The following is an 18,422-nucleotide window of genomic DNA, read 5'->3' as shown; positions in this document are numbered from 1 at the left end:
CCCCGAGTTCCCCAGATGGCACCCCAGCGGAACCATCGCTCGAGGAACCCCGCTAATCGAGCGCGCCTCGATTTCGGTGGAATCTCGGTTGACATCCCATACTGGAGATTATGTTCGAACGCCTCGATACAGCGTGTACCCGACGAATGCGGCGATATAGGCTATCGCGACTGCCTCGGTGACGAGCGACCGCCCGAAAACGACGACCAGCCCGATGACGAGCGGCCCGGTGAGCAGTAGTGAGTCGAAAACCCGGTCGTCGGCCCCTGCCTCCAACACGGCAGACACAACGGGGATGTCACGCGATTTCATCGGTAGACCCCTCCGCGCTTGAAGATCGTTCGGAGCATCACGAGGACCGGGATGATTTCCAGCCGGCCGATCCACATGTGGAAGAGGAACGCGATTTTCCCGATCATGGGCAGCGAGTCAGGACCGGTAATCCCCGACGAAAGGCCCACGTTCCCCTGGGCGCTGGCGACCTCGAAGAGGACGTTCGCGAGCGAATACTCCCCCGACGGCAGTGTGAGTAACAGGAGGAACGTCCCTAAAACGAGGAACGTACTCCAGAGGACGACGATGATCGCGGCCTCCATAAATTCGCGACTCGCCTCTTCCTCGTTGAGTCGCCGATTGTTGATTTCCAGCCGACGCACTGCACTCTCGGGGTAGAACACGTCCGCAATCTGGTGGCGAATCCCCTTCACGAGCGTCAGGCCCCGAATGAGCTTGATACCGCCCGCCGTCGATCCCGCTGCCCCGCCGACGAACATTCCGAAGGTGACCGTAAGCTGTGCGTACGACGGCCACCGGCCGAGCGCGACGTTCGTCGCGTCGACGGCTGTCTGGAAGCCTGTACAGGTCGCCGCCGAGACGAACTGGAACAGGCCGTACCGCAGGGCCGCAAACGGGGTCTCGTAGGGGCCGGCGAAGTAGAGGAACGCCCACAACAACGCCGATCCGATGCCCATATAGCCGAACACCCAGCGCGTCTGGAGATCCGAGTAGAAGTTCCGGAGGTCGCCCTGGAGGATGAGGTAATGGACTGGGAACGCGATGCTCCCGAGTAGCATGATCGGAATCAATACGAAGTCAATTGCGACGCTGTCGTAGGTCGCAATCGAGTTGTCCGTAATCGAGAACCCGCCTGTCGCGAGTCCCGTCATCCCGTGGTTGATCGCCCCCCAGATTGGCATCCCTGCCAGCCACAGGGCGAGAATCGACCCGAACGTGAACAGGATGAAGATCCACCAAATCGTCCGTACTGTCGAGACGATGCTCGGGTGGATCTTCTTCGAGCGAGCCTCACTCTCGTAGAGCGTCAACGAGCCACTCCCGGGGCGTGAAAGAATCGCCGTCGTCAGGACAATCACGCCGACGCCGCCAACCCATTCGGAGAACGTCCGCCACCACTGCAGCGTCCTCGGCAGCACCTCCTCGTTGTCGGTCATCGTGAGACCCGTCCCGGTGAAGCCGCTCATACTCTCGAAGATGGCGTTCAACGGCTCGGTGAACGCCGCGAGCGTCGCCGTCTGCGCCGGCGTTGAGAATCCAGGCACGCCGAGCTGGACGCTCCACGCAATCAGGAGGAACGGCAGCGAGCCGAAGATGCCCACCGAGAACCACCCCGACGCGGCAACGATCATCCCGTGGAACCGACCGGGAGCTTCCGCCCCCTCGAATCGTCGGTAGAGCACCCACCCGATGCCGAGCGGAACGAGGGCAGAGACCAGTAGCGCCGGGAGCGCGAAGTACTCGCCCCAGACGATCGGCACGACGAGCGAGATGAGCATCAACCCACCGAGCGCTTCCAGAATGCGTCCGAGGTCCCGCCCAACGGTCGCGACAGCCCCGTTCATACGTTCCCTGTGATGACTGGTAGCTGGCTCGCGCGGTGCCAGGACGAAATCATGGACACCTCACTCCTCCCGGTCTTCATAGTGGCCAAAGATGTCCGTAATCTCCGGGTCCGCACCGACGCCGGAGTAGACAGTTAGCAGATCGCCCGCCTGAATCGTCGTTTCACCGCGCGGGGTTATCGGGTGGTCGTTTTCGTCCCGTTCGATCGCCACGACGAGCATCTCGTCGGTGAGCAGCCCCGATTGGGCAGCCTCCTTGAGTGTCTTCCCCGCGATTGGTGCCTCGTCAGTGACCGTGATCTCGAACACTTCAGCATCGTCCCCGATCCGCATATAGTCGACAATCGCCGGCCGTGCCACGGCGCGGTACAGGTACTCGGCGATGAGTTGCTGGGGATTCTGCATCGTGTTCACACCGATCTGCTCGAACAGCCCCATGTGCTCGGGATTGTGGACGACCGAGAGGATCGCGGGCACCTCGAACTCTTTCGCGAGCAGGCAGGTCATCACGTTCGTCGCGTCCTGGTCGGTCGTCGAGATGAGCGCATCAGCTTGGGCTGCCCCTGCATCGTCTAACGTGTCCTTCGACGTCGCATCGGCGTTCAGCACCAGACAGTCGAACTCGTCGGCCGCTCGATTCGCTCGGGTTTCGTCGCGTTCGATGACGACGACTTCGTTCCCGGACTTGGTCGCAATATCGATGAGTGGCGTGCCGATGTCGCCGGCGCCGATGATGATGAGGTACATATAGGTTACACCTCCAGTCGCCGCAGGAGCGCTTCACGGACCGACATCGCCGACTCCTCCGGTCCGCGAGCCATCACGACCGTCTTGTCTACTTCTTCGCCGATCGTCTCCGGGAGCGACCCGAACACAGCCTGTGAAATCGCGCCGGAGCGAGTCGCCCCGACGCAGACTGTATCGTATTCCGCCGCCGCTTCCAGAATCGTCTGTTCGGTATCCTCAGCAACTCTGATCTCGGTCTCGTAGGACATATATTGAATTCCTGCGCGTTCAGCTAGCTCCTCGATTACCGCTTCACCGCGCTCGGTGGGGGAGCCCTCATCGTCAGTATCGGTTTCCGGCGACTGTACGTTGAGCAGCGTCAGCGAGGCGTCGTCGGCCGCTGCGACGAACTCCGACGCCCGCCGGGCCGCAATCGGCGCGTGTGGACCCCGTCCGGCGAGAACCATGATGTCACCCTCACCACGCTCACCTTCGGAGCCGAGTTTCACGAGCGTCGCATCACAGGGTGCGCGTCCGATGACGGGATCGATTGTGGATCCGAGGACGTGCTCTCGACGACTTCGGGTTCCTTGCCAGCCGAGGAGGACGTGATCCGCGTTCTCCTCCTCGATGACATCCAGAATGACTGAGCCAGCATTGCGACCGACGATCGCCCGCGTCTGCAGACCGATATCGAGGTCGGCGGCGATATCGCGAGCGGAGTCCAGCAGTTCCTGCTGCCGTTCGACCCGCTCCTCTTCGAATTCGAGATCCTGCGAGAGCGACGTCTGGCGGGGAACCTCGATGACGTTCACCGCGATAACCTCGGCGTTCTCGTCTTCGTGGGCATGCGCGCTGGCCGCAGCCATCCGGAGCAAGTCTTGCTCCGTTTCCGGATTCGCAACCGGAACCACCACACGGTAGCGGTCGTCACCGTTGGCGACCGCCGTCGGTTCGGGCGCAATCGCCTCGCCGACGAGACTCTCGCTCAGGGCTCGGTCCCGCGCGTAAAGGTAGTACCAGGCGATGCCGAAGGCGACGAGTACCGTCCCGATCGCACCGACCGGTGTCGGCGTAACGGGCAGGGCGAGTTCGACCGGCCCGAACGTGACGACAGTCGGGACGAACTCGACCGACATCTGGAAGAGGACGGTCAAACACGCCAGCATCCCGACAACCGGGACGACCGGATACAGGACCGACGGAATCTGGAACGCCGGGTCGTACGCCTCCGGATTCGCCCGGCGCAACACAACGACAGTGACGTGCACGAGGGCGTACGTGACGAGGTACATGAAGCTCGCCACCTCGGCGAGCGTCCCGATCCCGACGCCGATGGCGATCAGCACGAGTGTGATGATCCCTGTCGCCGAGATGGCCCGGTAGGGCGTTCGGAAGCGTTCGTGGACTTCGTTGAGCCAGTTGACGAGAATCCGGTCTCGGCCCATCGCGAAGTTGACCCGGGCGGCCGACAGGATGCTCGCGTTCGCACTCGAGACTGTCGCGAGGACCGCACCGACGATCATCGCGAGCGCACCTATCGACCCCATGAATTCGGTTGCAACGTCGGCAACCGGGACCTCGGAGGTCGCGAGCGCGTCTATCGACAGGGTGCCCGTCGAGACGAACATTACACCGACGTACATCAGCGTCGGCGTCACTACCGACGCGATCATCGCGAGCGGGAGGTTTCGACTCGGGTTCTTGATCTCCTCGGCGCTGGTCGCGATTACCTCAAACCCGATGAACGTCACGTACACCGTCCCGATCGTCGCCGCGACCGCCGGCCATCCGTTCGGGTTGAACTCTCCGATGGTCGGGCCACTGATGAAGCCCAGCGCGAGGAACGCGACGATGAGGCCGACGAGCGTGAGGACGATGACGTTCTGCAGCGAGCCGGTCTCCTTGACTCCGTAATAGTTGACCGCGGTCAGTAGCGCCGCCATCACGAGGGCAGCAACAGTAATTCCGAGCTGCCCCCAGCCAGCGAGGAAGCCAATATACTGGCCGAGGCCGGGGAGGAGATACTGACCGAAGCCGATCATGTAGAACGCCGACGCGAAGGTGAGTCCGGCCCACATACCCCAGCCGACGATACTCCCGAAGAATGGCCCGAGGGCGCGATTGACGTAGTAGTAGCTCCCGCCAGCCTTCGGCATCCCCGTCGCCAGCTCCGAGAGGGAGAGCGCGGCCAGCAACGAGACGATCCCACCGGCGAAAAACGAAATCATACTGGCCGGACCTGCTTGCTGGGCAGCGATGCTCGGGAGGACGAAAATCCCCGCTCCGATCATCGTTCCCAGGCCAATCGTGTACGCCTCGAGGAAACCGAGGTCGCGGGCGAGCTCCTGATCGGTTTCACTCATCGACAGTCACCTCCGTCGTGGCCGTCGCTCCGGGCGTGAGAACGCGTGCTGTATCGACCATCATTCGGTATCGTCCTCGTCTGGGAGTGCGATGACTGGGCGGTCAGCGTCGGTGACCAGCTTCAACGCTGTGTCTCCGGACAGAAATTTGACGATCCGGCTCCCGCCTCGGGGGCGGAAGGCGATCGCGCTGGCGTCTACATCAGCCGCGACGTCGATGATGGCGCCGACCACGTCCCGACGGTAGGCGGTTTCCGACTCGGCCTCGGGGATGAGCTCTCGAAACGCCGCGAACGCGTCCGCTGCCCGTTGCTCGGCCTGTTCGACGGGAATCTTGTCGGGAACTCCCTCGCCTTTCTCGATGACGTGAACGACAGTTACGCGGTCATATTCGTACGCGTCAAGTGCCCGTGCGGTTTCTCGTGCATCCGCTTCGTTCGCAACCGGAACGACGAGATGCGCTGTGAGTGACTCTGGCATATCTTATTCCTCCGTGTCAGAATGGTCGACGTCGTCGCTGCCACAATGCGGGCAGGTATCGACATCATCGTCGAGCGTTCGTCCGCAGCTTTCACACCGGGTCTGCGCGTTATTGTGGACGTCCCCGAGATACGCCCAGTGTAGCGATTCCGTGCCGTCGATTTGTGGCTCCCGTCGGACGTGATAGAGGGAGGTAATCTCCGTATTCACGCCGTCATCATCCGGATCAGGTGGGTGCTTTCGGACGATGGCGTATGCACCGTGATTCTCGATGTCGAGGACCTCCCCTGCCGCGTTCGCCTCGATTTCTTCTTCGATCGGCGTTCGGAGTGCATCGATGCGCTGCTCGACGTACGACAGGAGGGATTTCAATTCCGGGAGCTCCAGCGCGTCGATCCGCTGAATCAACGCCTCGGAGAGATCGTCCGGTGGCGTGGGCTCTCCATTCGAGTTCCCCATCGTCTTACCTCCGTCTGGGGGGAGCTGCGAAGTCATCCAGTTTGCGTGCCCATTCAGTCGAGGGACCCGACGGAGACCGTTTGAATCCGAATCTCCGACAGGGATTCCGACGGACCGTTCGCTTCCCCGAATCACTCAGCGAATTCACACTGGTTGCTGGCGCGGTGAAGGTGGTTTCTGAAGTCATATACGAAGCCATATTGCGAACCAATAAATAATCTCGGTATTAGCAAACGATAGCGTAGTATCTACGTAATTTGTTTTCTATTCGTTTGTTACCGGCCTTAGACCCTCTCCCACAGAATTTTCGTAGTTTAGGGGAAGATACAGAGGAGCGCAATAAGAACATCCACCGAGAACTCAAACAGTCACGTAACGGTAATATAAAAGAGCCTGTGGAGTCAATCGCGTCGTATAAATATGCCCGTTCAAATCGATTCAGTCGACGAGCAAATCCTGTATTATCTGTCCCAGGAGGCGCGTCACACCTCTGCACCAGATATCGCAGAGAAAGTCGATGTCTCGGCACCGACGGTGCGAAACCGAATCCGACGCCTCGAGAAAGAAGGGGTGATTCGAGGCTACCACGCCGACATCGATTATCAAAAGGTCGGTGGGCGGCTAACCAATCACTACGTCTGTAGTACAGGGAATCGGGACCGCGAGGAGATGGCCCAACGCGTTCTCGATATCCCAGGCGTGATCAACGTCCGAGAGATCATGTCCGGAAAAGGCGACCTCCGGATTACGGTCGTCGGGACGGATACCGATGACCTCACGCGTATTGCGCAGGGAATCACGTCACTCGGAATCGAGATCGACGACGAGGACCTAGTTCACAGAGAATACTTCCGCCCGTACGCCCCATTCGGGCCCCGCGACGAAGAAGGAGCATCACCAGTGACCGGCGTCGCGGGGCTTGCGGGCGACGCCGATGTCGTCGAAATCATCGTGCGAGAGGAGGCTCCAATCGCCGGGAAAACACTCCAAGAAGCGAACGAAGAGGAGCTCATCCCCTCCGATGTGCTTGTTGTCCGAATCAACCGTGACGAGGGGACCATCACCCCAACGGGAGAGACGTTGATCAAGGAGGACGATTTCGTCACGATCCATTCACGCTCAGGAGTAACTGAAGAGACACTCGAAGCCTTCACTGGCGACTAAGACAGGATCTGAGGGTTCACGGGCGGGCTCGATGGTTCGCGTCAGTGACTTTTTTCTGGCGCCGGCGATGGGTGCCGGCGCACAGGCGTCGGCGGTAATCGATGTCGACACGAAGTCAACTCCGATTCATCCAACGGAGCGAGACCGCAGGCGAACAGTCCGATACCGACCGCATCGCACAAATCTACCGACACTCGGACGGCTATCCCGATAGCGTCCTCCGTGACCTTAATCAGCTGAAGCAGCTGCTTGACGAGACACGAACAGAGCGCGGAGCTGCGTACGCCGCTGCCCAGTTCCTGTTCCTCGACACACTCTCGACGATGACCCTCTACGTGGACGAAGGGCGTGATCGGAGCATCCACGCTGACCAACCCTCGGATCTCCTCGATCCGGACAATATGGAGCACCTCAACCAGCCGATGTTCCTGCTCGGACACGGCGTCGAGAACCCAGCCGACGGCATTCACGGCGACGAGGAGTACCTCTACGTCGTCGAACTCCCGACCCGGAACCCGTTCGAGGAGTCATCCGAGTGGACCGTCAAGGTGAGTGGTCATTCCGCGTTCCCCCGGTGGGATGGTCCGACCGAGGAAGCCTTCGAGCGGGCTAGCTGGCAGTTCTACGGCCCGCTTGAGCACGCGCTCGAAGAGCTGGTCGCTGAGCCGGCGTGAACGCGTAGCCCGCTCAGATGATGCCGCCGATGACGAGTAGTCCGACGACGACCAGCAGCGTCGCGACAACGCTTCCCCCGGCCAGCCACTTGTTCTCCATCGCCTTCTCGTGAAGCGGCATCGCGGCGTACTCCTCGCGGAACGCTTCGAGGTTCTCCTCGTCGTAGAAGTACTTCGTCTTCAGCGCGAACCGTTCCGTCCTCGCACAGCCCGTACAGACCGGCTCGCCTTCCAGCCGCTCCGTTTTGATGTGACTGGAGCAGGCGATTGCCCCGCAGTTCGGACAGTAGGTGTACGTCTCGTCGCCGCCGCTCGTGTCACAATGGACGCAGCGGTGGATGCCGTCCTCTGCGGTTACTCGTGACGGGCCTGCCGCGTAGTACTCGTAGGGGTAGGTGTACTCCTGGAGCTCGGTCGTCTGTCGAACCTCGGGGAGGTACACCGGCTCAATCGACTGGACGGAGATGTCCGAGCGGTTCGGCTCGCAGGTCTTGTTGTACGTGACGTTGTTGTCGCCGGTGTAGGTCACCGTCGTCGTGTGGTGCTGCTGGAGGCGCTCGACGGCCCACTCCTTGTACTCCGTCTGAGTCTGGCCGAACCGGCGCTCCTCAACGTCGTCGAACACCTCGCCGAACTGCTCGGTGTCGAACTCGACCGTCGCGTGGAGGTTCTCGGTGACCAGCGTCCCGACGTCCTCATCGACGACCTGCGGCTGCCCGCGCTCGGCGTGGGCAACGAATCGCGTCCGGTCGTTGATCCGGTGGATGACGCCCACCGACGTCTCGAAGACGGCGTTCGTGTCCGCGGTGACCGCGACCACCGGCCGGAACGTCACCGACGAGTGCGGTTCTGAGAGGTCGGCAGCCTCGATGTTCTCGATGTCGCGGAACGCCTCCGCGACGGCCGCGTCGACGTCGGCGGCCGGATCGTACGGGCGCAGGGTCTCGTCGCAGAGAATCTCGATGCGACCGTTGTAGAGGTCGAGGCCGATCTCGTCGGCGATCTCCCGGAGATCCTCGCCGTCGAGCAGCTCGATCGGATGTGGGTCGTCGTTCTGCTGGAGGCGGTCGGCGTACTCCTGGGCGGGATTCGTGAACCGGCCGGTCGTGACGACCATTCCGCGTTTGGGGCCGTCGAAATCGAATGTCGCGATGGCGGAGTGGAGCTTCTGGACGACCGGCCGCCCGACCGTCCCCGTGTGCTTGCACTCGACGATGATCGCGCGCCGCGTGCCGTCGACGACCTCCTCCATAATGACGTCGCGACCCTCGTCAGCCGTGCGGTCGGCCTGGCGGACGTTCTCGTAGCCGAGGTTCCGGAACACGTCCTCCATCACGTCCTCGAACTCGAACCCCGAGAGATCGTCCAGTACAGCCATCCTCAATTATGTGGACAGTACGTTGCAACTGCCAAATACGTTGCCGAACGCAGCGCCGTCCTGTTTGTTGAACCCCTGAGAGGGGTGCGGGGGTCACCGAACCGCCCGCGAGCAACGATGAACGGGAATGTACCTATGGCCAGTTCGGAATCGGTTCCAGTCGCATCGCCAGGTCAGGCTCACCGAGACGCAGTCGAATACGTCGGCTTCCGCGTCGACGGCCAAGCCGTCGTCCTGAACCTCTCGGAGCATCGGCGACTCTCCCTCGAGCGCAGTCTGGACCTCGTCAACCACAGTCCGAGCGGGTTCGAGTGGGGGTATAGTGGTAGCGGGCCCGCCCAGCTCGCGTGCGCGCTCCTCCTCGACTACTACGACGATGAACAGTTCGCCCGTGAACACTACATCGCGTTCCGGAATCAGGTGGTTTCGCAGCTGGAGTGCGACGGTGCCGCGGCGTGCTGGCACCTCCCCGGCGAGGAGATCGACGCCGCGATGGCGACCCTTACCGACGACGTCGTCGCGCTCGCCGACGGTGGACGGCCGTCGCCGACGCTCCCCGAGAACTGGCGAGCCGTCTCTCGCCCGGACCGGCGGGTCTTCCAGCGCGCTGATCGCGACCACTACATCGTACTCGGGGATGGAACCGACGAGTGGCTGGTCGTACTCTGCAGCCAAGGCGACCGTGCATATCCTGCCCCACTCGCACATCGGACGATGTCCGAAGAGGCTGACGTGGAACGGGTAATCCGGGAACTCGCCGAAGAGAGCAACGATCTTATCGAACCCCCGGAGGGGGAGCACTGATGGAGACACTTCGGCTGGCGCGAGCCACCCACCAGCTCCTCGAACGTGGTGTCGAGGCGCTCGAGAAAATCGGGCGTGAACTGGAGCGATACAACGACCGACAGGAGCGCACCGACGACACCGACTCGTGACCCAAACTCACTCTCTAGACCAAATACGGAGTACCGGCTTCCAGTATACGCCTACCCCCGAGGGGTGCTCGTGTCCCATCCATCGGGAGGGGCAGCCGGTCACGGCGCCGCTCGGTTTGCGGTTCGCAGAGCGCGTCCATATCGAATCGATCCCGCGCCATGTCGCCGGCGCGATCTACGAAGCACATCACTCCTATATGGACGATGTCCCTCGGACGAATCTCGTCCATCACGGACTCTGTTACCAGGACCAGCTACTAGGTGCGATTACGTGGCGCTATCCGCTGATTCGCTCGCTGGAGTACGACGGTACGCGATTCGAGGGTGACGAAATCGTCGAGGCAGCACGGATTTGCATCGGCGTCGATTTCCCCAATCTCGCCTCTGCCGCCCTCGCCCGGTCGATGGAACGGTTCGTGCGTCGGCACGGTCGGCGACGAGGCGTTCGGCTCCTGCTGACGTTCGTGCGAGCCGACTTCGACGGCTCGATGATCAAAGCGCTCAGAGACAAGGGCTGGCACTGTGCCGGTAAAACGGACCCCGGCCAAGCGGGAAATCGCCCCGATAAGCAGATCCGAGAGCAGCCGAAGTGGCGGTTTCTCTGCGAAGTCCCAGCTGAGTCCGACCGGGAACAGGCCTCCCTCGGGAGGTGGTCCCCGTGACCACGAATGCCAGTCTCGATGAATTCGTAGCGGAGGCTGATTCGGACAGCCAGACAGATGACGGCCCATCGGTCGTTGACCAGCTTTTGAAACCGGTATCGCCGTCTCTCGGACTGCGGCTCGTACCGGGCAGGGGTGACCCAATATACCTCCAAAACAGGGGGACCGAACGCTACCTGTTCCGAGATGACCACGAGCGATGGTTCATCCTCCAGCCCTCAGCCAAGAAATCGGTCGACGACTTCGTTCGCTGGGTGTATCTCCCCGAGGACAAGCCCACCGAGATCGCCCGAACAGCGATGGGGCAACGGACGGTTCTCGGCTACAGGTACGTTACGCGGAGCGAGGCCCCCGAGCCGGTGGCGACGACGGTGACAGCGATGTTCGTCAGCGAGCCTTGGCCCGATGCCACCTACGAGTGTGGATCCTGTAGTAGAGAGTTCGACTCACCGCATAGTCACGCTCGGCATTGCTGGGAAGCACACCCCTGGGTTCCAAATCCTGAGCAGGTCCGGGTACGGAGAGACAAATCTGAGTAGTTCCGACATCTGTTCCGAGCCGTGGACTGGATCTGGATTAACCAACACTCCCCGCCATTCAGAGACGGGCGTTGGTTAACGTGGTGTTGTTTTTGCGCCCGGGAGAGGGGCGCAGGGCGCGAGACGATGCAGTCGCACGTCGACGAGGATTCCTGAAGTGAGGTGACTGAGATGAAAGATCCAGAGTCCAGAACCATCTTCGCTGGCGTCGATGGGCGTACCGACACCGAACTACCAAAGTGGTACCGAGAGCAACACGGGGATGCAGACCCTGTGACCTTCGCCGAGGCGATTCGCGATCTTCCGCAGGCCGTCGAGACGACCGTGGCGTACCAGAATCCGTACACCGACGAGTGGGTCGAGACGGAGCGGTTCAACGCACTCGTCGAGCCGAGTCGGGCTCGGGAGCAGGCCCGAGATGAGGACGCGGAGACGGACCCGTTGTTCCACGTTCCCACTGACAGCTACTCGATCATCAACCCGGTCGACGTCTACGGGCCGCTGGAGGAGGTCCTCCGCGAGGAGACCATCGACGGGACGCCGTTGGGCGAGGTGATGTTCGGCGAGATTCGGCGCTACCGGGGCGGCGGCGAAGTCCATATGGACATCATGTTCGACGGCCTCGAGGTGCGCCTGCCCGGCCGGTCGGACCCGATCACGATGGGCGTCACGTCTGGCTACGACTTCTTCGGCGAGCACGCCGTCTACGTGGAGGGGTTCGCCCAGGATGGCTACTGCTCGAACACGATGCGCTCGCTCACCGACAAGGAGGTCATCAAACACGTCGGCGACGTGCGGAACTTCCGGACCTGGTGGGAGGAGCTCCTCGCACAGGTCGAACTCGTCGCCGACGACCTCTTCGAGTTCATCCGGGACGCCCAGGACATCGACCTCGACTTCTCGGAGCTCCCGTTCACCGTCACGGAGTTCTACACCCTGCTGGGCTTCCCGGACTACCTAGCCGAGCGTGCGGCCGGCGATGCAGAAGCCAACGCCGCGTCACCGTTCGAGATCGATATGTGGACGCTGCATTCCGGCGCGACGTACGCCCTCACCCACTTCTTCCAGGGGAAAGAGGGGGCATCCCTCGATCAGTACGTCCGCATCGCCAACGACATCCTGTTCAATCCGGAAGGCACGATCGAGCGCGTCGAGCAGGCCTACGAGCAGCAGCTAGAGGCAGACGGTGACGACGGGTCACAGGCCTCACTGGCCGGCGAACGAGCGCTGGCGAGCATCGAGCGCGTCAGCGACGACCTGCAGGAGAAAGTCGAGCAGTTCGAAGAGCGAGAGGACGCGCTGCGTGAGCGGTTCCAAGAGGCGATGGGCTAAGAGCAGTCGGAGAAAAAATTCGCCAGGCGTGCTTCCGGTCTAGCGGCTGGAATCCACTGCTGACAGTATTAAGTGAGTAGGGGCGCACCCAGAGACCATGTCTATTGAGCATAATCCGACCCTCGACGCGCGAGAGCCACAGCAGGGGGATATAGAGACTTTTGAAGAGTTGGAGCCTGGTGACTCGGTCAAATTCTTTGAATGGCCCGTCGAGCCGTTGACCGTCATCGGCTGGGAAGAAGACGATAACGTCGGGAAGCGGGTACGAGTTGAAGCAGAAGGCGGCAGGTCGTTTCTCTACCAGGTAGACGGCCACCTCTGGCATTACGTTCCTGAGGACGAGTTCGCCGGCGAGAATAACCCATACCCTGTTCAGAACCTCGTTTTGCTCGAATCCTCGGAAGCCTGATTGGGCTTCGAGACAGCTCGAATCCTGTCGTGCAGGCCTCTATTTTGATGGTCTCATTCGCAGTAGGTGCACCTTCCCAAGATCTACTGCTTCAATTCTCTGCTGTTGCTCGTGCCCTCGATAGGTGGAGGCATCCGTTATGGGTACTTCTACAGACGACTCAGAGGCGTCAGACGAATTTCCGCCTGAAAAGCGGCTTGAGGCACCGAACACGCGCCTGATCAAGGCCGGTATCGCGACAATCCCGGATATGGAAACCCTCCAAGAGTGTGTTGCCTACGAGAACGCCCACCAGAATCGGACGCAGATCCTGCGCCGGCTCAAGTGGAAGGCCGAAGAGCTGCGTGAGGGCGAAGAGTAAGCTCTGCTCTTAACCAACACACTCCGCGTGAGTTCCCCTATTGTTGGTTAATCCGCTGTGCCCCGGTTTTTCGGGCCCCTGAACGGGTGCGGGGCAGCCAGCAGCGATGACGGATCACAGACACCAGAGCGGACATTGAAATACCGAGCCGGATCCAAACTGAGTGACTCAATCCCCTCAGAGATCATGGGCAAGAAGCTGTACTCAGACGATGAACTCCTCAATCGGCTCCAGAAGTTCGCTGAGGAACTCGGTCGTCCCCCATCGCAGAGTGAGATGGACGATTCAGGACCTCATGCTTCGAAGACGTACGGGAATCGGTTCGGGTCGTGGAATAACGCACTCGAGGCTGCCGGACTTCAAACCGGAACGAATGATCCAGACGGACGACCATCGACGCCCGAAGAGGACCTCCTTACTGATCTCAAATCGGTTGCCGACATCGTGGGAGGAACCCCGTCAGAGCGTGAATACAGTGCTCACGGAAAGTATTCGGTGAAGACATACTGCAAGCGATTTGGAGGGTGGAATGCAGCACTACGGGCGGCCGATTTTGAGCCGAACGTTGAAATGAACCTCTCCGAAGAGAGACTCATTACTGCCTTACAGGGGTTCGCTGAGAAACTGGGTCGACCGCCCACAACAGATGAAATGGACCGGAGTGGCCCCTACACCTCGGATTCGTACAAGCGAGCGTTTGGAACCTGGAATCGTGCTCTTCGACAGGCTGAGTTGGAAGTCCACTCCGTATGGGATGTGAGCGAGGAGGATCTGATATCCGAACTCAACCGTCTCGCCGAAGAGCTAGGCCATGTCCCTCGGAAGGATGAAATGCGAAACCAAGGGAAATGGAGTGCAGCAGTCTATCAGGAGCGATTCGGTTCGTGGAATGAAGCTCTCCGAGCTGCCGGCTTCGAGCCGAATGAGCGGTGGCGAATTCCACGGGAGGAGTTATTAGCCGAACTGCGGGCTGTTGCGAATGAGCTGGGCCACCCACCGACAACAACGGAAATGAACGAACACGGGAATTTTACCATCGATCCGTATCAGCGTGAATTCGGAACGTGGCGAACGGCCCTTCAAGCGGCCGACCCGGACTATCTAGAAAACTACCGTCAGTCAGATACTGAGATAGTTCCGTTTGGCTCGAACTGGCCACAGATTCGTGAGGAGATCATCACCCGTGACAACGAGTCCTGCCTGCGCTGCGGTATGGGCCGTGAAGCTCACCGCGAGAAATTCGGTCGTGATCTCCCGGTTCACCACCGGATTCCTCGACGCCGGTTCTACAACGACCCAGACCAGTCGGTCGACGATGCAGATGTACCGAGTAACCTGCTGACTCTCTGTATCCCGTGCCATCGCCGACTCGAACGGCTGCCAGTCCAACCAGTAGTTGACTAACAAGCGAAGTCCCACGTTCAGCACAAAGGTATCTGCCGGCGAGCAGAGCGTCTACCTCCCGCCGGCGTGACTTTGCGACCTGTTTTTCGTGCCCCAGAGAGGGCGAGGGCTCCTTCGAAAGCTCTCAGAGGTGATTTCCAGTGAGTCAACAACAGCGTCCTGACACCGTCTCGATCGACGAAATCCCGGTCGATATCGACAACACGCAATCAGCGGAGGTCGATCCCGCCGACGTCCCCGACGAAATCGAGTCCATCACCCGTGGGCTCGCCGGCAAGCAGCCGCCGACGAATCCGCTGGTCGTGCTGAAAGCGGCCAGGTGGTGGTACATTCACGGCAAGGGCGGCACGGATCCCGCCTTCCAGTGGGCCGTCGAGTGGGCACGTCACCTTGCGACCGACACCCCCAGTGACGTCAAACGGTTCGACGAATTCCTCGAGTATCTCGTGACGGTCGGCTTCGCTGAGGAACGATCTACGCTTCGATAATCAGATCTCGTAGCACGCGATATCTTCGGCACCGCAAGTTGGACACTCATCAGCATCCTCTGAGAGTGTCTCTCCACAGTGCCGGCACTCCCATACCGTCGACGACTTCCCCTCGACGGCTTTGCGGAGTGTAGTCAGTATCCCCATCCGAGCAAAATGTGGTCCCCTCGGTTGTTAACACTATCCTCTAACTCTACCCCCTACTTAAACGATATTCGCGGGGAGCTGTTTCTGATGCGCCTCTGAAGGGTGCGGCGCGGTCTGAACAGACGCAGTCGCCGTGAACGTGATTCGGTGCACACAATGGCTACGACCAGTGACTCGTCGGTCTCCTTCGACCAGACCGACACGCGATCCGAGGAGATGAACAGCACTATCGAACAGTGGATCGACGACCTCGTCGCCGGCGTCGACGACGCGCAGGCCAGCGCGGAGTTCCAGGAGTGGCTTGACGTCCAGAGTCGCTTCCACGACTACTCGTATCGGAACACGCTCCTCATCAAGCGGCAGTATCCCGAGGCAACCCGCGTAGCTGGCTACCGGACGTGGCAGGAGGAGTTCGACCGTCACGTCACGGAGGGTGAGTCGGCCATCTGGATCTGGGCGCCAATCATCGCGAAACAGTGCCCGGAGTGCGAGAACTCCCCGAGCTACCACGAGGACAACGATTGTGAGTACGACGAGACGCCGCCCGAGGAGTGGTCCGAGGGGCTGGTCGGGTTCAAGCCCGCGCCGGTGTTCGACGTCTCCCAGACCGAGGGCGAACCGCTTCCCGACCTGGACACGGAAGCGACTGGGGACGCCGGCGACCTCGTCGAACAGTTGACTGACGCCGCTGACGACCTCGGCGTTACGGTGCGGATCATTCCAGCCGAGGAGTGGACCCACGGCGAGGCGAAGGGCATCTGCGAGCAGCTAAGCCTCGTCGACGTCCAACCGCTCGTCGAGGTGCGTGATCGGGAGAACGAGGCCGACCTCGCGCGGACGCTGATTCACGAGTACGCCCACGCCCTGCTCCACTTCGACGTCGACGACGACACCGAACGGTCGAAGCGCGAAGTGGAGGCCGAAGCCGTCGCGTACGTCGTCGGGCGTTACTGCGGGCTCGACACCAGTGGGTCAGCGTTCTACCTCGCAGCCTGGGAGTCGGACGACCCCGAGGTCGTTCGCGAGCGGCTTGGACGGATTAGTCGAACGGCAGAAGAGCTCATCGACGTTCTCGAAGCCCACTCGTCGAACCATTAGGCCCAGTAATCGGAGTTAAATGAAGTGACAGCGCTGTTGACGAACTGCCTACCAGTTACTCTTCGAGTCGGCGACGGCGCTCTTCGAACTCTTCTTCCGAGATTTCTCCACGAGCATACCGAGAGCGAAGCGTCGATAGGGCCGTATCCGCCTGTGATTGCTCAGTAGCCGGGGGCCTCCCATGTGTATGAATCGCATAGCCGACGATGAGCACCACACTCAGTAGGACAAGCGTCCATAGGACAGGCCACCAGCCGTAACCAGCCATTCCACCACCCATCCCACCGGAATGGCCACTACCCATTTGAGCAGTGGCTGTTCCGGTGACTGCGAATAAGAGGGCGGACCCAGCGGTACTACGAACGAGTACCGTGGAAAACTTGGAAATCATGGTGCAGTTTGTTCCGGACGTGGGTGTGCAGTAGCGGACGATCCGTCTGAATTCTGTCGCGTCTCGAGGAACTCCTCGGCGTCGAGGGCAGCCATGCTCCCTGTGCCGGCGGACGTGATCGCCTGCCGGTAGCGGGGGTCAGCAACGTCGCCAGCAGCGAATACCCCATCGACGGCCGTCTGGGCTGTGGGCCGCCCAGCGTCGTCAGCCTGCGTGAAGATGTAGCCGTCCTCGTCGCGTTCGACGCCGGTCCCCTCGAGGAACTGCGTGTTCGGCGTGTGGCCGACTGCGTAGAACACGCCGCCCACGTCGACCGTCTCTCGATCGACGTCGACACCGGACTCAGCCTTCTCCCGGGGGTATCCGTCGGGATGGGAGACGAGCGTCGCGCCGGTAACGCCCTCCTCTTGGGAGCCGTGGATAGCTTCAAGCTCCGTGTCCCAGCGGAATTGGACGTCCTCGTGGTCGCGAGCACGGTCGGCCATGATCTCGGACGCACGCAGCTCTTCGCGGCGGTGGACGACGGTCACGGAGTCGGCGAACTTCGCGAGGAACAACGCTTCCTCCATCGCGCTGTCGCCGCCGCCGACGACGAGGACATTGTCGCCGCGGTGGAACGCACCGTCACAGGTCGCACACGTCGAGAGCCCGGCCCCCATCAGTTCATCCTCGTTCTCGGCACCGACCCAGCGCGCGCTCGCGCCGGTCGCGACGATCAGCGACCGCGTGTAGATCGTGTCGTCGGTCGACAGCGATAGCTCCAGCGGCTGGCCGTCCAGGTCCGCGTCCTCGATGCGACCGTGTTCGAACTGGGCGCCGAACTGCTCGGCCTGCTCTTTGCCGCGCTGGACGAGTTCCATGCCGCCGACGCCGTCGGGGAAGCCGAGGTAGTTTTCGACGTCGGTCGTCAGCGTGAGCTGGCCGCCGGGCTCGTCGCCCTCGAGGATGAGTGGGTCGAGGTCGGCCCGCGCAGCGTAGACGGCTGCCGAGAGGCCTGCGATTCCCGATCCGGCGATGACGAGGTCGTGGATATCCTGAGTCATTTACTCAGTGTAGCTCTCGATGAGCGTTCGGAGTTGGTCTTCGCCCTGGAGACCGACAATTTCCTCGACCTGTTCACCGTCGGCGAACAGGACAAGGGTGGGAACCCCCCGGACGCCGTACGCGGAGGCGAGTTGCTGGTTCGCGTCGACGTCGACTTTCGCCACAGTCGCGTCGGTCTCGGCGGCGAGCGTCTCGACGATCGGTTCGAGCATTTGGCACGGCCCACACCAGTCGGCGTAGAAGTCCGTAAGGACGACATCGTTCTCTGCGACGATGTCGTCGAGCTGGGACTGCCCGTCGACGTACATTGGTCCATTCGTGGACGCGGTGCCAGCGTCGGATGCAGTATCAGTTGCCATCACCAGTACGTATGCACCAGCGCTAATTAAGGGTTTTGGGGAATATATACAATACTACCCAATACAGATGGTCGACCGAAATACTGATGCGAACTCGAGATCGCGCTAAATTCTGCTCCCGAGGGGATCTTAGAACCAGAGATAGAG

Annotated in this window: 22 protein-coding genes; 12 read left to right on the top strand and 10 right to left on the bottom strand. The window is 61.2% G+C overall.

Annotation, left to right across the window (positions count from 1 at the left end; genetic code table 11):
- Positions 1 to 108: 108 nt before the first annotated feature.
- From ACQUSQ_RS12740 to ACQUSQ_RS12715, 6 genes are read right to left on the bottom strand one after another with little or no spacing between them, the layout of a single operon-like run.
- Positions 109 to 312, bottom strand: coding sequence for a hypothetical protein (locus tag ACQUSQ_RS12740; RefSeq protein WP_173230989.1), 204 nt, complete (start codon positions 310 to 312; stop codon positions 109 to 111).
- The gene (locus ACQUSQ_RS12735; protein WP_435069735.1) at positions 309 to 1,859 is read right to left on the bottom strand and encodes a TrkH family potassium uptake protein; all 1,551 of its coding nucleotides are present in this window, start codon (positions 1,857 to 1,859) and stop codon (positions 309 to 311) included. Before ACQUSQ_RS12735 ends, ACQUSQ_RS12740 begins: the two co-directional genes overlap by 4 nt.
- A 60-nt stretch (positions 1,860 to 1,919) precedes the next feature.
- Positions 1,920 to 2,606, bottom strand: coding sequence for a potassium channel family protein (locus tag ACQUSQ_RS12730; protein WP_173230987.1), 687 nt, complete (start codon positions 2,604 to 2,606; stop codon positions 1,920 to 1,922).
- Positions 2,607 to 2,611: 5 nt separating this feature from the next.
- Positions 2,612 to 4,951 (bottom strand): amino acid permease, encoded by a 2,340-nt coding sequence (locus tag ACQUSQ_RS12725; RefSeq protein WP_435069733.1) that lies wholly within the window; start codon positions 4,949 to 4,951, stop codon positions 2,612 to 2,614.
- Positions 4,952 to 5,011: 60 nt separating this feature from the next.
- A complete protein-coding gene (locus tag ACQUSQ_RS12720; RefSeq protein WP_173230986.1) occupies positions 5,012 to 5,431 on the bottom strand; it encodes a universal stress protein in 420 nt (139 codons plus the stop codon).
- A gap of 3 nt (positions 5,432 to 5,434) precedes the next feature.
- Positions 5,435 to 5,890: a zinc-ribbon domain-containing protein gene (locus tag ACQUSQ_RS12715; protein WP_173230985.1), complete on the bottom strand. Its 456-nt coding sequence runs from the start codon at positions 5,888 to 5,890 to the stop codon at positions 5,435 to 5,437.
- 420 nt (positions 5,891 to 6,310) lie between these two features.
- Here ACQUSQ_RS12715 and ACQUSQ_RS12710 point away from each other — a divergent pair, with 420 nt between their 5' ends.
- Both ACQUSQ_RS12710 and ACQUSQ_RS12705 read left to right on the top strand, forming a co-directional pair.
- Positions 6,311 to 7,054 carry an Lrp/AsnC family transcriptional regulator gene (locus ACQUSQ_RS12710; protein ID WP_095637910.1) on the top strand — a complete coding sequence of 248 codons (744 nt, stop codon included), beginning with the start codon at positions 6,311 to 6,313 and terminating at the stop codon, positions 7,052 to 7,054.
- 101 nt (positions 7,055 to 7,155) lie between these two features.
- A complete protein-coding gene (locus ACQUSQ_RS12705; protein ID WP_173230984.1) occupies positions 7,156 to 7,728 on the top strand; it encodes a hypothetical protein in 573 nt (190 codons plus the stop codon).
- Between the two features lie 13 nt (positions 7,729 to 7,741).
- Here the strand turns inward: ACQUSQ_RS12705 and ACQUSQ_RS12700 are convergent, their stop codons facing one another.
- The gene (locus ACQUSQ_RS12700; protein ID WP_435069730.1) at positions 7,742 to 9,106 is read right to left on the bottom strand and encodes a restriction endonuclease; all 1,365 of its coding nucleotides are present in this window, start codon (positions 9,104 to 9,106) and stop codon (positions 7,742 to 7,744) included.
- Between the two features lie 135 nt (positions 9,107 to 9,241).
- Between ACQUSQ_RS12700 and ACQUSQ_RS12695 the strand changes: the two genes are divergently transcribed.
- The 10 genes from ACQUSQ_RS12695 (at position 9,242) to ACQUSQ_RS12650 (ending at position 16,481) form a co-directional block, all read left to right on the top strand.
- The gene (locus ACQUSQ_RS12695) at positions 9,242 to 9,910 is read left to right on the top strand and encodes a DUF6166 domain-containing protein (RefSeq protein ID WP_435069728.1); all 669 of its coding nucleotides are present in this window, start codon (positions 9,242 to 9,244) and stop codon (positions 9,908 to 9,910) included.
- Positions 9,910 to 10,041 (top strand): hypothetical protein, encoded by a 132-nt coding sequence (locus tag ACQUSQ_RS12690; protein ID WP_008458061.1) that lies wholly within the window; start codon positions 9,910 to 9,912, stop codon positions 10,039 to 10,041. Before ACQUSQ_RS12695 ends, ACQUSQ_RS12690 begins: the two co-directional genes overlap by 1 nt.
- Positions 10,042 to 10,157: 116 nt before the next feature.
- Positions 10,158 to 10,703: a hypothetical protein gene (locus ACQUSQ_RS12685; protein ID WP_174955913.1), complete on the top strand. Its 546-nt coding sequence runs from the start codon at positions 10,158 to 10,160 to the stop codon at positions 10,701 to 10,703.
- Positions 10,700 to 11,242: a hypothetical protein gene (locus ACQUSQ_RS12680; protein WP_435069725.1), complete on the top strand. Its 543-nt coding sequence runs from the start codon at positions 10,700 to 10,702 to the stop codon at positions 11,240 to 11,242. Before ACQUSQ_RS12685 ends, ACQUSQ_RS12680 begins: the two co-directional genes overlap by 4 nt.
- 171 nt (positions 11,243 to 11,413) lie before the next feature.
- Positions 11,414 to 12,574: a hypothetical protein gene (locus tag ACQUSQ_RS12675; protein ID WP_435069724.1), complete on the top strand. Its 1,161-nt coding sequence runs from the start codon at positions 11,414 to 11,416 to the stop codon at positions 12,572 to 12,574.
- A 97-nt stretch (positions 12,575 to 12,671) separates the two neighbouring features.
- Positions 12,672 to 12,983: a hypothetical protein gene (locus ACQUSQ_RS12670; RefSeq protein ID WP_435069722.1), complete on the top strand. Its 312-nt coding sequence runs from the start codon at positions 12,672 to 12,674 to the stop codon at positions 12,981 to 12,983.
- 139 nt (positions 12,984 to 13,122) lie between these two features.
- Positions 13,123 to 13,344, top strand: a complete 222-nt coding sequence (locus ACQUSQ_RS12665; RefSeq protein ID WP_008580598.1) for a hypothetical protein — start codon at positions 13,123 to 13,125, stop codon at positions 13,342 to 13,344.
- A gap of 186 nt (positions 13,345 to 13,530) precedes the next feature.
- Entirely contained in the window at positions 13,531 to 14,748 is a 1,218-nt protein-coding gene (locus tag ACQUSQ_RS12660; RefSeq protein WP_435069719.1) for a homing endonuclease associated repeat-containing protein, read from the top strand.
- Positions 14,749 to 14,888: 140 nt separating this feature from the next.
- Positions 14,889 to 15,236 (top strand): hypothetical protein, encoded by a 348-nt coding sequence (locus ACQUSQ_RS12655; protein ID WP_435069718.1) that lies wholly within the window; start codon positions 14,889 to 14,891, stop codon positions 15,234 to 15,236.
- Positions 15,237 to 15,539: 303 nt separating this feature from the next.
- Positions 15,540 to 16,481 (top strand): ArdC-like ssDNA-binding domain-containing protein, encoded by a 942-nt coding sequence (locus tag ACQUSQ_RS12650; RefSeq protein ID WP_435069717.1) that lies wholly within the window; start codon positions 15,540 to 15,542, stop codon positions 16,479 to 16,481.
- Positions 16,482 to 16,536: 55 nt separating this feature from the next.
- Here the strand turns inward: ACQUSQ_RS12650 and ACQUSQ_RS12645 are convergent, their stop codons facing one another.
- The 3 genes from ACQUSQ_RS12645 to trxA form a co-directional block, all read right to left on the bottom strand.
- Complete coding sequence (locus ACQUSQ_RS12645; RefSeq protein ID WP_241154843.1) at positions 16,537 to 16,749, bottom strand: SHOCT domain-containing protein; 213 nt, start codon at positions 16,747 to 16,749, stop codon at positions 16,537 to 16,539.
- A gap of 119 nt (positions 16,750 to 16,868) precedes the next feature.
- A complete protein-coding gene (locus ACQUSQ_RS12640; RefSeq protein ID WP_435069715.1) occupies positions 16,869 to 17,915 on the bottom strand; it encodes an NAD(P)/FAD-dependent oxidoreductase in 1,047 nt (348 codons plus the stop codon).
- Complete coding sequence (gene trxA, locus ACQUSQ_RS12635) at positions 17,916 to 18,275, bottom strand: thioredoxin (RefSeq protein WP_435069714.1); 360 nt, start codon at positions 18,273 to 18,275, stop codon at positions 17,916 to 17,918.
- Positions 18,276 to 18,422: the final 147 nt, after the last annotated feature.

This window comes from Haloplanus sp. C73 (assembly GCF_051195115.1).
Taxonomy (GTDB): domain Archaea; phylum Halobacteriota; class Halobacteria; order Halobacteriales; family Haloferacaceae; genus Haloplanus.
The sequence above is the reverse complement of the archived record's forward strand: the minus strand, read 5'-3'. Positions and strand labels throughout refer to the sequence as shown.